Origin of the sequence: Mesobacillus subterraneus (assembly GCF_023715485.1) — a bacterium.
In the GTDB taxonomy this organism is placed as follows: domain Bacteria; phylum Bacillota; class Bacilli; order Bacillales; family Cytobacillaceae; genus Mesobacillus; species Mesobacillus subterraneus_B.
In genome coordinates this window covers 207,127-220,418 of record NZ_JAMBOF010000004.1, presented here as the reverse complement: position 1 = coordinate 220,418, position 13,292 = coordinate 207,127, and the positions used below count along the sequence as shown (strand labels likewise).

General features: G+C 41.1%; 15 protein-coding genes and 1 tRNA gene. 13 read left to right on the top strand and 3 right to left on the bottom strand.

Annotated elements, in window-relative coordinates; translation table 11 throughout:
• The first annotated feature begins 36 nt into the window (after positions 1–36).
• The 5 genes from M3204_RS07735 to M3204_RS07715 all read left to right on the top strand — a co-directional run bounded on the left by M3204_RS07735 (position 37) and on the right by M3204_RS07715 (position 4,050).
• A complete protein-coding gene (locus M3204_RS07735; protein WP_251480513.1) occupies positions 37–888 on the top strand; it encodes a Ku protein in 852 nt (283 codons plus the stop codon).
• A gap of 152 nt (positions 889–1,040) precedes the next feature.
• Positions 1,041–1,937, top strand: coding sequence for an NAD-dependent epimerase/dehydratase family protein (locus tag M3204_RS07730; protein ID WP_251480509.1), 897 nt, complete (start codon positions 1,041–1,043; stop codon positions 1,935–1,937).
• A 271-nt stretch (positions 1,938–2,208) separates the two neighbouring features.
• Positions 2,209–2,745, top strand: a complete 537-nt coding sequence (locus M3204_RS07725) for a hypothetical protein (protein ID WP_251480506.1) — start codon at positions 2,209–2,211, stop codon at positions 2,743–2,745.
• A 70-nt stretch (positions 2,746–2,815) separates the two neighbouring features.
• The gene (locus tag M3204_RS07720) at positions 2,816–3,313 is read left to right on the top strand and encodes a metallophosphoesterase family protein (RefSeq protein WP_251480504.1); all 498 of its coding nucleotides are present in this window, start codon (positions 2,816–2,818) and stop codon (positions 3,311–3,313) included.
• 341 nt (positions 3,314–3,654) lie between these two features.
• The gene (locus M3204_RS07715) at positions 3,655–4,050 is read left to right on the top strand and encodes a cytosolic protein (RefSeq protein ID WP_251480501.1); all 396 of its coding nucleotides are present in this window, start codon (positions 3,655–3,657) and stop codon (positions 4,048–4,050) included.
• Between the two features lie 35 nt (positions 4,051–4,085).
• Here M3204_RS07715 and M3204_RS07710 read toward each other — a convergent pair whose 3' ends face one another.
• Together M3204_RS07710 and M3204_RS07705 are read right to left on the bottom strand one after the other, a co-directional pair.
• Complete coding sequence (locus tag M3204_RS07710; RefSeq protein WP_251480498.1) at positions 4,086–4,397, bottom strand: DUF6509 family protein; 312 nt, start codon at positions 4,395–4,397, stop codon at positions 4,086–4,088.
• Positions 4,398–4,521: 124 nt separating this feature from the next.
• On the bottom strand, positions 4,522–5,142 hold the full coding sequence (locus M3204_RS07705; RefSeq protein WP_251480760.1) for a LysE family transporter: 621 nt from the start codon (positions 5,140–5,142) through the stop codon (positions 4,522–4,524).
• A 508-nt stretch (positions 5,143–5,650) separates the two neighbouring features.
• Between M3204_RS07705 and M3204_RS07700 the strand changes: the two genes are divergently transcribed.
• The gene (locus M3204_RS07700; protein ID WP_251480493.1) at positions 5,651–5,857 is read left to right on the top strand and encodes a cold-shock protein; all 207 of its coding nucleotides are present in this window, start codon (positions 5,651–5,653) and stop codon (positions 5,855–5,857) included.
• A gap of 111 nt (positions 5,858–5,968) precedes the next feature.
• On the opposite strand, the gene M3204_RS07695 is transcribed toward M3204_RS07700, so the two are convergent.
• Positions 5,969–6,052: transfer RNA gene (locus M3204_RS07695), tRNA-Leu, on the bottom strand.
• Positions 6,053–6,266: 214 nt separating this feature from the next.
• Between M3204_RS07695 and M3204_RS07690 the strand changes: the two genes are divergently transcribed.
• From M3204_RS07690 to M3204_RS07665, 7 genes are all read left to right on the top strand, one after another.
• Entirely contained in the window at positions 6,267–6,896 is a 630-nt protein-coding gene (locus M3204_RS07690; RefSeq protein ID WP_251480491.1) for a LysE family transporter, read from the top strand.
• 515 nt (positions 6,897–7,411) lie between these two features.
• Complete coding sequence (locus tag M3204_RS07685) at positions 7,412–8,164, top strand: DeoR/GlpR family DNA-binding transcription regulator (RefSeq protein WP_251480489.1); 753 nt, start codon at positions 7,412–7,414, stop codon at positions 8,162–8,164.
• Entirely contained in the window at positions 8,161–9,072 is a 912-nt protein-coding gene (gene pfkB, locus M3204_RS07680) for a 1-phosphofructokinase (protein WP_251480487.1), read from the top strand. The genes M3204_RS07685 and pfkB overlap by 4 nt, the downstream gene beginning before the upstream one ends.
• A 16-nt stretch (positions 9,073–9,088) precedes the next feature.
• Complete coding sequence (locus tag M3204_RS07675) at positions 9,089–10,948, top strand: PTS fructose transporter subunit IIABC (RefSeq protein ID WP_251480484.1); 1,860 nt, start codon at positions 9,089–9,091, stop codon at positions 10,946–10,948.
• Between the two features lie 184 nt (positions 10,949–11,132).
• Positions 11,133–11,933, top strand: a complete 801-nt coding sequence (locus M3204_RS07670; RefSeq protein WP_251480759.1) for a DUF2935 domain-containing protein — start codon at positions 11,133–11,135, stop codon at positions 11,931–11,933.
• A gap of 162 nt (positions 11,934–12,095) precedes the next feature.
• On the top strand, positions 12,096–12,185 hold the full coding sequence (locus tag M3204_RS23850) for a putative holin-like toxin (RefSeq protein ID WP_353056015.1): 90 nt from the start codon (positions 12,096–12,098) through the stop codon (positions 12,183–12,185).
• A 318-nt stretch (positions 12,186–12,503) separates the two neighbouring features.
• Entirely contained in the window at positions 12,504–13,277 is a 774-nt protein-coding gene (locus tag M3204_RS07665; RefSeq protein ID WP_251480481.1) for an alpha/beta fold hydrolase, read from the top strand.
• The last annotated feature ends 15 nt before the right edge of the window (positions 13,278–13,292 follow it).

Here is a 13,292-nt window from a genome sequence, read left to right as displayed (position 1 = left end):
GCAAATTAGTAATAAAACGATAGAATGGAGAACGTTATGCATACAATTTGGAAAGGAAGCATTAGTTTTGGTCTAGTCAACATACCCATCAAGCTTCATGCGGCAACTGAAGATAAAGATGTTAAATTGAGGAATCTCCATAAGGAATGCCATTCACCAATTAAATATGAGAAGACATGTCCCGTATGTGATAAAGAAGTTAAGAATGAAGATATCGTCAAAGCGTATGAGTACACAAAAGGCAAGTTTGTTATTCTTGAGGAAGAAGATTTGGAAGCATTAAGGAAAGAAAATGAAGATAAAGCCGTCGAAATCATCGATTTTGTAAAAATGTCCGAAATCGACCCTATATATTATCAGAGAAGCTATTTTATGTCTCCTAACGAAAGTGGCAGCAAGGCGTATTCACTTTTGCGCAAAGCGCTTGAAGAATCGCAAAAAGTCGGAATCGCAAAAATCATGATCCGTGCAAAGGAACAGCTTGCAGTCATCAGAGTGTATGATAATACGCTCGTCATGGAAACGATTCATTTTCCAGATGAAGTGAGGAAGACGGTTGATGTTCCTAATGTTCCTGAAGAAGATAAGGTCACCGATAAAGAGCTTCAAACGGCAATTATGCTGATCGACCAGCTGACTACCGAGTTTGAACCCGACAAATTTAAAGATGATTATCGAACCGCTTTATTGGAGCTGATCGAAGCGAAGCGAACGGGCAAAGAACTTGTAACACCTACGGAAAAAGAACCTGTATCAAATGTTACGGATCTTATGGCAGCGCTTCAGGCATCAATCGACCGAACGAAACCCGAAAAAAAGAAAGAACCAGCTGCCAAGAAAAAGAAAGCCGCTGCGAAACCAAAAGCAAAGGAAAAAAAGCAAGCATAATGCAATAGCCCAAACCCAAACCCGGAATGCAGAAGCATTGCCGGGTTTGGTGTTTATACAGATACAATTTGTTTGGAGATGATACACTTATTAAAACAGGAAAAGTCTTTTCATTTGCAGAATAAAATATATAGAAAAAGGGGGATTCAAAAATGAGAAAAGTTTTAGTGCTGGGCGGGACCCAATATTTCGGGAAAAAGCTAGTCGGAAAATTGATAGAAAACGGCGATCAGGTTACAGTTGCAACAAGAGGAACAAAGAGCGATCCATTCGGCAATAAAGTAGAAAGACTGATTATGGACCGCGAGAAAAAGGAGACGATGGAAGCAGCATTCAGTAATAAGGAATGGGACATCGTCTACGATCAATCATGTTTTTCGCCTATCGAGGCCCGGGATACTGCAGAGGCTCTGAAGGGCAAGGTAAAACGCTACATTTTCACATCTACCCAGGCGGTTTATGAGTTCGGAACCCTCCACAAAGAAGAAAATTTTAACGCCAATACATACGAAATTGCTTACAAAACCCGGAGGGAATATCCGGGGTATGAAGGCTATAAAGAGGCCAAGCGCGCATCTGAAGCTGTGTTCCATCAGTCTGGCTGCTTTGATGTAGTCTCCGTAAGGTTCCCGATTGTCGTCTCGAAAGACGATTATTCTGAGCGCCTTAAATTTCATGTCGATAAGATTATTGCTGGAGAAGCAATTGGGATACCAAACCCTGATTTGCGGTATAGTTATATCCATGCTGATGAGGCAGCCGAATTTCTACTTGAAATCGGTAATTCTGATTTTACAGGACCGATCAATCCTGGTTCAGCAGGTGATATAAGCATGTATGAATTGACGGAAAAAATTGCCCTCCTTGCCAATAAAAATGCCATCATTGATTCAAGTTTGGAAGCGGATAGTCCTTCCCCATATGCTTTGCCGGGCTCCTGGTCGATTGATACTTCAAAGGCACAGGATTTAGGTTTTGAGTTTACAAAGCTCGATCTGTTACTTGAAGAATTGATTAAGTTTTATCTTCAAGAATATAAAGTTAGTTAACGAAAACCAGGTGCGCGGACCGCACCTGGTTTTATGTTTATGTCTAGGCCGTATATAGTTTTTTCACTGAGCAGGAAATTTTGAGGAATAATACTTCCGATGTTAAAACGGTATGGTCAAATTCGCATGACGATATTGAAAGAACCAAAAGCCGGAGAAATTAATAAGAGGGATTTGTGCATTAGCTGTCAAATTATATAAGAATAGGAGTTTTTTAGGTTATCGCTTTTTTATAAACATGGAGATTAGAATACAGGGGGCAGGCAACGACATGGAAAAGAAAAGTAAATGGAAACTCATGATTTTACCGTCAGCTCTGTTCATTTTGGCTTTTGGGTTATACGGAGGATATTCAATCTGGGAAACCGATAACAATGAAGATGTCAAGAAGATTATGGATGCAGCTGCAGCTCAAAGCAATGGCAATGAGGATGTTGCTGTGTTTCAACAAGAGTCAGATCAAAAGAATTATAGGAGTGTAGGCCGTTTTATTTCGCAGTTCCACAAAAAGTATAACACAACATTAGGATATGGGGGAATTGATACAGTGAAATGGGAGGAGCAGAGAAAAATTGCGTCTGAAATCATAGCTGTATTGGCGAACATTCAAACTGACAATACGGATTTACTGACGGATTTTGAAGCGATCTCCAATTATTCAATAACAATTGAAGGCGGCAGGAAAGACAAAAAAGCCTTGCTAAAGCTCCATCGATATTTTCACGATTTGGATATCGAATTTAATGGATATAGTGACACCAATGATTACTTTGATGTGACTGAATATAAAAAGTCTGAGAATGGTTAATCCAACTTTATGCGGGTAACATAACAGAAGTGCTTCGATAAAGTGAATGAAGGGTTTGAGATGTTCATCCATGAAAATAGTGGTGATTTCTGACACGCATTTGCCGAAAAAAGGACGCCAACTTCCAAGAAAATTACTAATGGACCTCGAGAACTGTGATCATATTATCCATTCAGGAGATTGGCAAACAATCGAGCTTTTTAAGGAGCTTAGACAATATGCCAAGGTTGTTGGAGTAACTGGGAATGTGGATGGCCCGGAATTGAAAACTCTGCTATCAACTAAGGAAATTTTCAAGGCAGAGGATTTTAAGATCGGAATTGTTCACGGCCATGGTAATGGCAAGACTACGGAAAGACGGGCAATCGATACGTTTACAATGGACAAGGTTGACTGTATTATATACGGGCATTCGCACATTCCTGTCCTAAAGGAAACAAACGGAATTCTTGTCTTCAATCCTGGTTCCCCTACGGATAAAAGAAGACAAAAGGAATTTTCGTATGGAATCCTGACCATCGGAGAAAAAATAATAGCAGAGCATGTGTTCTTTCCTGATAAAGAATAACATGATGAATTTATTTAATGTAAGGCTCTGTTAAAGCTGAATATTGATTTTTAACCTCTGTTGATTGTTGTGGAAGGCGCGAAGACTCCTCCGAAAATGCTAACGCATTTCCATCGTGCGTGGGCAGGTTAGATGAAGCTCAGGTCAATGCCCTGCGGGCTTAACTGGTCAGGTGAGACCCCGCAGGAGCGAAGCGACGAGGAGGCTCAGCGCCAGCCCCGCGGAAAGCGAAGCGCCTGGAACGAAAATCAACAGCCGTGTTTAACAGAGCCTATTGTAAAAACAACTATAAGTTTTATTAAGAAAGTGAGCTTTCTACTTTTGATTGGAGTTGTTGAATCATGAAAACATTTAATGTTAACTTTCACGCAGATGACCAGGTAGAAACAATGGCGGTCCAGAAATTGAGCAGCGAAGATTATGATAAAGCCTCTGAAGGCGGCACGCGCCATTTATTCGATCTGGATACGAATATTGGCTTCTTCGTATTTTTCGATGCGGAAGATAATGAAGGCAAAGAATCATATCTGGTGCTGCAATATGAGAATGAAAGTGAAGAGCCATCGAACTGCTATGGCTTTGAGCTGAAGGATTTTTATGAGTTTTCTGCTTTGTACCTAAACGATTTGGAATTCACTGAAGAACTGAATGAAGAAGAAGGAGAATATGGCCCTGTACACCATTTGGCACATCTTCTTTATCATATCGTTGAAGAAGGTAAGGCAGTCGAGGTTTAATAAGTTAACAAAAAAAAGAGCAGATCTGCTCTTTTTTAGTTTGTGCCTGATTCTGTTTCTTCCTCAGACGGCAAGTTTTGCAGGCAATAAGTTTTCACTGTTTCGATCTCATCATCCTCAAGGTCGAAATCAAGCACCTTTTCGGTTTCCTGTTCAATGAAGTAATTTTGGAGAATCCTGCTTTCCGGTCCATCAACAAGAAATATCACTTTCAAAAGTAAGCCTTTTTCAGTATAAAGCTCGTCTTCTTCATCAACTTCAATATTTAAAAAATACTCATATCTGCTGCCTGAAAGAAGGCCGAATGGATCTTCCAGCAGCTCAACAGTATGTTCAGTAATTTCCATTAATAAATCATCCTTTTAATTTTTGTCTTTTCTATTATATATCGAAATAGTCATTAACAATCAAGAAATTAGCTGAACTTACAAAAAGGGTGCTTCCTCAGATATGGGAAAGCACCCTTTTTTCTTATAAAAAAAGCTTCAAAGCCTGATACCCGAAAAACAATGCGAAACCTATCAAGGAAAGCCCTGAAATGATCGAAATAAATGTCAGCAGCTGGGTGGTGAGCAGCTTGCGGAAGCTGCTTGATATAGCGGCCATAACGATATCCCATAGGATTAGTCCAAGTATTATGCCAAAGCTGTATATGACAAGTTCACCAGTTCCATAAGAAGAAGCTGTTTTTGCAAGAACTGAGCCATAAATCCCCAGCCAAAAAAGAATGGTCAGGGGATTGGAAATCGACATTAGAAAACCTGAAGCAAACGATTTGAAGCCTGAGTCTCCTCCTCTATGGTCCATGACGATTTTTCCGGAATTGATTATCGTCTCGATGCCGGTATACATTAATACAAAGAATCCAAACAACCACAGGAAGGTTTGCATGAATGGAGTTTCCAAAAATTTCACCACTCCAAGATAGACAGTTAGCATATAGACAATATCGGCTGTCAATGCACCAAGGCCGAGCAGCCAGGCCTGGAAAAAGCCGCTTCTTATGCCTTTGTCCATTTGTGCAGCATTGACAGGACCGATAGGGGCGGCAAGGGATAAACCAAGGAATATGTAACCTAAAAAAACGTTAATAGTAATTACCTCCAATACCCAAAGCATACAATTTGCTTGTACTATTTCTATTCAGGTAATGGAAAGTGTACAACCTAATTTCAAAAATCAATAATAAAATTTGTATCATCAGAAATAAAGATTTACCGATATGCATATAATAATAACTGCTGATTCAGATAACACCTCAAGGTTCATCTTTGGTAAAAATAAGAAAGTGTGGTAAAATGAAATAGATATCAACTTTCGGATTATTCATTTATTATAAAAAGTTTATTTGCGGGCTTTTTATAATAAATGAATTTTTTTATCAATCGAACGATGATAAAGGCTTTTTTCGTACACTTTGTTGCTTTCACAATCAAAAGTAAATTTCGGCTTTTGGATTTATCCGGATTATTTTTGCCTACTTGGTTCAGTTCATCACGAAAAGAGCACGAAGCCAAGAAAGGCACGTGAAGCTAAGCTTATCCGAAAAGCAACAATAAATGCGATAACAGCCACGACTAAAAAATAGGAGCGTGAGGAAATGGCATTTGGCAGAAAACCACCTGAAGAGATCGTAACGGCTGAAACGAAAGTATGGGTATGTACTTCTGATGATTGCAATTGCTGGGTTCGCGACAACTTTAAGAGCAGCAATGTCCCCGCTTGCCCGATTTGCAAAAGTGATATGGAACAGACAACAAAGGTGTTGGAAGTTGTAAACAACCACAGCCAGAATTTGATTGGCTAGAAATATGAAATAGAAAACAGCCAGGGATAAATCCCTGGCTGTTTTCTATTTGATAAAGGGTTGCAAAAATGAGACAAATAAAAAGTGCCCCGAAAAGGCACCTGTTCTGTATGCGGATGAGAGAACTTGAACCTCAATGGTGTTGCGACAATTAGAACCTGAATCTAGTGCGTCTGCCGATTTCGCTACACCCGCAAAACTGATTATAAAAGAAAATTGGTGACTTTAAATCACACTGACATCGGATTACAATGATATCATTCTACTTGACTTTTTTAGATAAGATGTCAACTAAGATGCTGAAAGAGTAGAAATAAGTATCTGTTTAAATAAAATAGGACTGGTTGTTTTAAAATTTTAAATCCAATCATACAATTTACAAAGTTTTTGTGTGTTGGGGGACGAGATCTTGAATGTCAGTCTGCTTGTAAGCTATATTTTCTTAGGATTAACTTTGGCGGCACCAATAGGGCCTGTAAATTCAGCAAGATTGGACAAGGGAATCAAGAATGGATTTTGGCACGCGTGGATCGTTGGGACTGGCTCGATGATCGCAGATGCAATATTTATGTTAATGATTTACCTGGGGCTAGTAAATTTTTTGGACATCCCTGTGATCCAAATTTTCCTCTGGCTGTTTGGTGCATTCGTCCTGATGTATTCTGGTGTTGAATGTATAGTAAAGGCGAATAATATCAATCTAGCGTTTAGCAGGGGCAAGGAATCATTGTTCAAATGCTTTTTTACAGGCTTCCTGATGTCAATAAGCAGCCCTTTATCTATCTTGTTCTGGCTGGGGATTTATGGCTCGGTCCTTGCGAAGACAGCCAGCAATTATGGCAGGACCGACTTGCTAATTTACAGCAGCATGATTTTCGTTGGCCTCGCTATTTGGGACATATTTGTGGCTGCTATTACGACTGGTTTCAGAAGGTTCCTAAATTACGGCACCCTGAGAGCTATTTCAATATTATCAGGGCTTTCATTATTAGTATTTGGAGTGTATTTCGGTTTTCATGGAATTGCCGCACTATTATAGAACGTGTTTTTAAAAATGGCTGTTTTCTCATAGATTGTATTTTTTGAGCCAAGTATTCATCTCGTATTCTTCTTAACTTCGACCTCTTTTCGAGAAGGTTTTTGAACAGGGATGGCATTTAAACTCGTAAAAATCCAAAAGCCGATTTTTACTTTTGATTGTGAAAGCAACAAATTTTACGAAAAGAGCTTTTAAAATAGAATAGCCAATCATCAACTTTAATATAGGATGGTTTTTTAAATTTAATTTTAACTAACTTCGGTAAGTGTCCATTAATCACATATTGAGATTAATTAGTCTTGGGAGAAAAAAGATTTTGCTGAACAATGAGCAACTAGATTCCTATATGTCCTAATCCTCCATTAAGGGAGGATTTTTTATATCCAGGAAACAATCAAAAACATTCAAAAGAATTTATTATTTGATTAATTGTGATTGATTTTGAGAGAAAATGATTGATTTTTGAAATCGATTACATTAAGATAAAAATACGAAGTAAATAGGAGGTAATGCTCATGTTAACACCTGAGCGCCACCAGCTCATTTTGCAAATGATTAAAGAAAAACCAATAGTTAAAATACAGGAGCTTGTAGATATGACCGAAGCTTCGGAATCCACCATACGCCGGGACTTGACTCTTCTTGAGGAGGGGAAGTTTTTAAAAAGGGTGCATGGTGGGGCAGCGAGGCTGAGAGGGAAGCTTCAGGAACCTAGCATGACTGAGAAATCTACCAAAAACCTTCAGGGAAAAAGGCAAATTGCCCAATATGCTGCAAGCCTCATTGAAGAAGGTGACAGCATTTATCTGGATGCAGGGTCGACCATTATGGAAATGATTGCGTATCTTCCTGCAAAAGACATTGTAGTGGTTACAAACGGATTGATGCATTTGCCGCATCTTCTTGAAAGAAATATCGAAACTTATGTGATTGGCGGCTACGCCAAGCCTAAAACCAATGCCATCATCGGAAGAGGGGCACTGGCAAGCCTGGAACAATACAGATTTGATAAATCCTTTCTTGGAGTCAATGGAGTTCACCCGCATTCCGGCTACACGACCCCGGACCAGGAAGAAGCGATGATCAAGCAAAAAGCCATGTCCCTGGCGCGAGAGGCGTTTGTGCTTGCGGATGATACGAAATTCTCAGAAATCGCGTTTGCGAAAATCGCAGACTTGCATGAAGCTGTGATCATTACTAACAAAATAGATGAAGATATCGAAGGCCAATATTTGAGCAAAACTTCAATAAAGGTTGTGACATCATGATTTACACATTAACTCTTAATCCGTCGGTCGATTATATAGTCGAAGCAGACGATATCGTACTAGGAAGCTTGAACAGAAGTACAAAAGAAGCAAAATTTCCTGGTGGGAAAGGGATCAATGTATCGAGAGTCCTCCGTTCGATGGGAATCGAAAGCAAGGCAATTGGTTTTATTGGAGGCTTCACTGGCAAATATGTCGAGGAGTTTCTTAATAGGGAAGGCGTCTTCACTGGTTTTGTCAAAGTCGACGGTGACACGAGGATCAACATCAAGTTGAAGGCAGAAACAGAAACAGAAATCAATGCTCGTGGCCCTGAGGTATCATCGCTGGCATTAGGATTACTGAAGGAGCAAATCAAGCAGCTCGGAAACGGGGATTATCTAGTGTTAGCTGGAAGCATTCCATCAAGCATGCCTGGAACAATTTACGAAGAAATTGTCCGAATCTGTAAGGGGACAGGTGCTGAAGTAATCGTTGATGCAGAGGGAGAATTACTTAAGACTGTTCTGGAGTACCGTCCCTTCCTAATCAAGCCGAACCACCATGAATTAGGTCAATTTTTTAATAAGGACATTTCGACAACTGAAGATGCAATCTTTTACGGGAAAAAGCTTGTAGAGGCTGGTGCTAAAAATGTTATCGTCTCTCTGGCTGAAAAAGGTGCTGTGTATATAAACGAAACATCTGCCTATACCGCGACAGTACCGAATGGTGTAGTGAAAAGCTCTGTTGGAGCCGGTGATTCCATGGTCGCAGGATTCCTCGCGCAATACCTGAAAACAGGCAATCACCATGATGCCTTTCGCTACAGTGTAGCATCTGGCAGTGCAACTGCATTTTCAATTGGATTAAATACACCTGAAGAAGTTGAACAGCTTCTTACAGAAGTAAAAATAAAAGAATGCTAGTGAGGGGGAAGAGAAAATGAGAATTACAGAATTGCTGACTAGAGAGACAATACTTTTATCAATGGGGGCCATTTCCAAACTTGATGCTGTTGAGGAGCTTGTGGGTGTTCTTGAACGTGCAGGGAAAATCACAGACAGAAAAGCTTTTAAAGACGCGATTATAAAACGCGAAGAACAAAGCACAACAGGTGTAGGTGATGGGATTGCTATCCCGCACGCCAAAACTTCTGTTGTGAAGGATGCAGCGATTGTATTCGGGCGATCGCAAGCTGGAGTCGATTACGAGTCATTGGATGGCCAGCCTGCTCACTTATTCTTCATGATCGCTGCGCCTGAGGGAGCAAACAATACTCATCTTGAGGCGCTGGCACGACTGTCTGGTATTTTAATGAAAGCAGATGCCCGAGAAAAACTTCTTGGTGCAAAATCAGCTGACGAGGTCCTTGATGTCATTGACAGTTATGATCGAAATGATGCAGAAGAAAAAGTCGAGCGGGCTAATAAGAAATTTATTGTAGCTGTTACCGCATGCCCTACTGGAATTGCACATACGTATATGGCTGCAGATTCTCTTAAGGCAAAAGCTGCCGAGATGGGCGTTGACATCAAGGTCGAAACCAATGGTTCCGGCGGAGCGAAAAATGTCCTAACTTCAGCTGATATTGCCAATGCAGAGGCGGTAATCATTGCTGCTGATACAAAAGTTGAAATGGACAGATTTGCTGGTAAGCCGTTGATCGAGGTGCCTGTAGCTGACGGGATCCGGAAGCCGAAAGAACTGATCGAAAAAGCTGTCAAAAAGGATGCTCCTCTTTACCAGGCTTCAGGTAAAGTGACGACAGAAAAGAAGGAAACAAGGGGAGGAGTCTACAAACACCTGATGAATGGTGTTTCCAATATGCTTCCTTTTGTAGTCGGCGGCGGGATTTTAATCGCGATTTCATTCATGTTCGGCTATAATGCGTTTAGTCCTGAAGATCCGTCCTATAACCCGATTGCCAAGGCGCTCATGGACATAGGCGGCGGAAGCGGAGCGTTTGGCCTTCTCGTCCCAGTGCTTGCCGGTTTCATTGCACTCAGCATTGCTGACAGACCCGGTTTTGCGCCTGGTATGGTCGGCGGATTGCTTGCTGCCACTGGAGGAGCAGGGTTCCTTGGCGGATTGATTGCCGGTTTCCTTGCCGGCTATCTTGTTTTGGGATTGAAAAAGTTATTTGCAGGTCTTCCTTCCTCACTAGAAGGAATTAAAACAATTCTTTTGTATCCATTGTTCGGGATTGCTTTGACCGGATTCTTAATGGTTTTCCTTGTAAACAAACCTGTAGGTGCCCTTAACCAGGCGATTACAGATTGGCTTTCTGGACTCGGTACAGGAAATGCGGTATTGCTTGGCATCGTGCTTGGATTGATGATGTCATTCGACATGGGCGGACCAGTAAATAAGGCTGCATACGTCTTTGGAACTGGCTTGCTCGCCAATGGTGTATATGAACCGATGGCTGCCATCATGGCTGCTGGTATGGTGCCTCCGCTAGGTATCGCACTTGCGACAACATTCTTTAAAAATAAATTTACTAAGCAGGACCAGGATGCTGGAAAAGCTTGTTATGTCATGGGGCTCTCTTTCATTACTGAGGGTGCAATTCCATTCGCGGCAGCTGATCCACTAAGGGTAATTCCTTCTGTAATGGCAGGTTCTGCTGTTGCCGGCGGCCTATCAATGATGTTCAATATCGGTTTGAGAGCTCCTCATGGCGGATTGTTCGTTGTGCCGCTGGTTGAAGGAGGCTGGCTGTTGTATCTTGCAGCCATAGTCATTGGGGCTGCTGTTACGGCAATTCTGCTTGGTGTATTAAAAAAACCAGTAACAAAATAAAGATTGGAAGGCCTGCAGGTTGAATTCTGCAGGTCTTTTGTTATTTCTCAGCTGGAGGAAAAGTAGTCACCAATCGTCTTCACACTCTCTCTTGAATTGTAAAATTATCCAATGAAGTATATTTCGCCTTCAGGGCAGATATGATTTTATAAGATGATTTCTGAAGGGAGATTTCGCAATGGCGATGGCAAATGGCTTCAAAGATGCGGCTTTGTTTGAGCACCGTTTCTGGCTACAGGTACTGGGCGATCATGCAAGGTTTTTACATGGATCACTTGCGCCTGTAGAAAAGGAGGAGATTGAGACTGCGAACTATTTTATCAATACATTTGACAGGCTTTTGGCAAGGGTAGAAACAACGGATTTGGTACATCTGAGCATGAGGGGGGATGAAGAAGCGAAGAAAATCCGTCAATTCAAGCTCGAGTTGATTGCTAAAATGCTTACTGGAAAAGTGAAAATCCATTTGGGTCCAACCTTTGTGAACCACATGGTAAATGAGGTTGAGGAGTACATCAGAGTGCTGAGTTTTCTGAAAAAAGGCGAAATCCCGCCGGTATTCCATGAATTGCATCACCATACGGTTTGGCTGCTCGATGCCGCGGGTCATGCTGGGGCAATTCAGAGCAATCTTGATCAGGTAGAGAAGCGCTTGAAGGCCAAAAGCGAAGAATATATGAAGCATTTTGAGGATTTTTATTTAAAAGCGGTCGAGATGACCGGTTATCTTCGTACAAATCTAACCTCCTTTCCTGCGCTTCAGAAAATGAATATAGACGTAACTATGGAGATCCAACTGTTCATGAAATTCCTTGATGAAATAAAGGAACTAGAACTGACCGAACAGGCATTAGGAAGTTTTGCACCGTTGATGGCGGACCATATGTTCAGGGAGGAATGCTACTATTTATTAAAAGTAGCCGAAGCATCTCAGCTACATGTTCCAAATTGTGATCCAGGCAAACCTAGATTAAAGACGGAATGAATATGGAAGATACTAGATGATATGACAGAATCATCTAGTATCTTAGTCCTGTTTTTCATAAAAATAGAACAAGTGTTCTTGTTTTGGACAAGGTTGTGTTATACTTAAAAGGCAATAGTCAGATCTCAAGGGTGGTCGGCTAGCCGCGATAGGAAGGTGGTGATGCCTTTGACGGTGTTCGAGACCTTTATGGCTATGTTTTCATTTGCCAGTCTTATCATCGCTATTTTAACTTTTAGCCAAAAAAAATAGACCTCCCTTGACCTTAACTGAGGGAGAGGTCCAGCTTTACCTTGGCCGATCCTCCATGGGAAAGGCTATTGCAAAGACTGCCGGTGGGCCAACACTGGCGGTCTTTGGCACTTTTCGTTAACTTCTGGTTAAGTGAAACAAAAAATTCATTCAGGGTATTTTCTATGAAATTGTCTTTATAGGAAAAGAGCATTCATTTATAAAAAGGATACCATACCGAAAGGGCAATGTCACGGTTATAAGGTCCTTATGCATGAGATGTTTTGCCCCTTGGCAATACTAATCAAGTTGAACGAATGCATAAGGAGTGGATAACTATTGCCAATATGCAAATTAGAATATGGTGATCTTTATTATGAAGAAGCAGGAAATGGACTCCCAATTATTTTTCTTCATCCGCCCGGAATGGGAAGAAAGGTTTTTCGTTTCCAGCGCGCGCTATGTGAAAAATACAAGGTAATCATACCCGACTTAAGTGGTCATGGGGAATCCACTGCATTATTAGAAATGGTCAGCATACAAAACTATGCAAAGGAAGTACTGCAGATAATTGACTTTTTAGGCTTGGAAAAAGTCGCGTTGTGCGGTTATTCCTCTGGGGGCAGCATCGCACAGGAGTTTGCGCTGGCTTTCCCGGACCGGACTGCAGCCATAATCCTATCCGGAGGATTTGCTAAAGTGGAGTCCCCAGCCCTAAAGTATGAGCATCTTTTGGGAATGTACTTCGTCAAACATTCACCTCAAACACTCGCAAAAGTGATTGCAACGGCACATACTTTTGATAAGGCTTACAGGGAAGAATTAATTAATCACATGCTTAAAGCTGACCTCCGTACATGGTTTCATTTTTATAATGAATCACTTACCTATTCCTGTCTTGAGAGGCTCGGGAATTTATCTGCTCCATTGCTCCTCATTTATGGCTCAAGGGATTTTATTAACCAGCACTTAAGGACCTATGAAAGGGAACTTCAGGTATTCAAGACAGCCATTATCAAGAAAGTGTCCCATCAGGTACCCGTAAAAAAATGGCAGGAATTCAATAAAGAACTATCAACATTTTTGGACACTCGTGCCAATTTCTCTCAATAGAAAAAACGCATTGGT

What these genes read in the sequence shown, in the direction of transcription:
- M3204_RS07735 (WP_251480513.1), top strand. Translation starts at nt 37, where the DNA reads ATGCATACAATTTGGAAAGGAAGCATTAGTTTTGGTCTAGTCAACATA.
- M3204_RS07730 (WP_251480509.1), top strand. Translation starts at nt 1,041, where the DNA reads ATGAGAAAAGTTTTAGTGCTGGGCGGGACCCAATATTTCGGGAAAAAG.
- M3204_RS07725 (WP_251480506.1), top strand. Translation starts at nt 2,209, where the DNA reads ATGGAAAAGAAAAGTAAATGGAAACTCATGATTTTACCGTCAGCTCTG.
- M3204_RS07720 (WP_251480504.1), top strand. Translation starts at nt 2,816, where the DNA reads ATGAAAATAGTGGTGATTTCTGACACGCATTTGCCGAAAAAAGGACGC.
- M3204_RS07715 (WP_251480501.1), top strand. Translation starts at nt 3,655, where the DNA reads ATGAAAACATTTAATGTTAACTTTCACGCAGATGACCAGGTAGAAACA.
- M3204_RS07710 (WP_251480498.1), bottom strand. Translation starts at nt 4,397, where the DNA reads ATGGAAATTACTGAACATACTGTTGAGCTGCTGGAAGATCCATTCGGC.
- M3204_RS07700 (WP_251480493.1), top strand. Translation starts at nt 5,651, where the DNA reads ATGGCATTTGGCAGAAAACCACCTGAAGAGATCGTAACGGCTGAAACG.
- M3204_RS07685 (WP_251480489.1), top strand. Translation starts at nt 7,412, where the DNA reads ATGTTAACACCTGAGCGCCACCAGCTCATTTTGCAAATGATTAAAGAA.
- pfkB (WP_251480487.1), top strand. Translation starts at nt 8,161, where the DNA reads ATGATTTACACATTAACTCTTAATCCGTCGGTCGATTATATAGTCGAA.
- M3204_RS07675 (WP_251480484.1), top strand. Translation starts at nt 9,089, where the DNA reads ATGAGAATTACAGAATTGCTGACTAGAGAGACAATACTTTTATCAATG.
- M3204_RS07670 (WP_251480759.1), top strand. Translation starts at nt 11,133, where the DNA reads ATGGCAAATGGCTTCAAAGATGCGGCTTTGTTTGAGCACCGTTTCTGG.
- M3204_RS23850 (WP_353056015.1), top strand. Translation starts at nt 12,096, where the DNA reads ATGCCTTTGACGGTGTTCGAGACCTTTATGGCTATGTTTTCATTTGCC.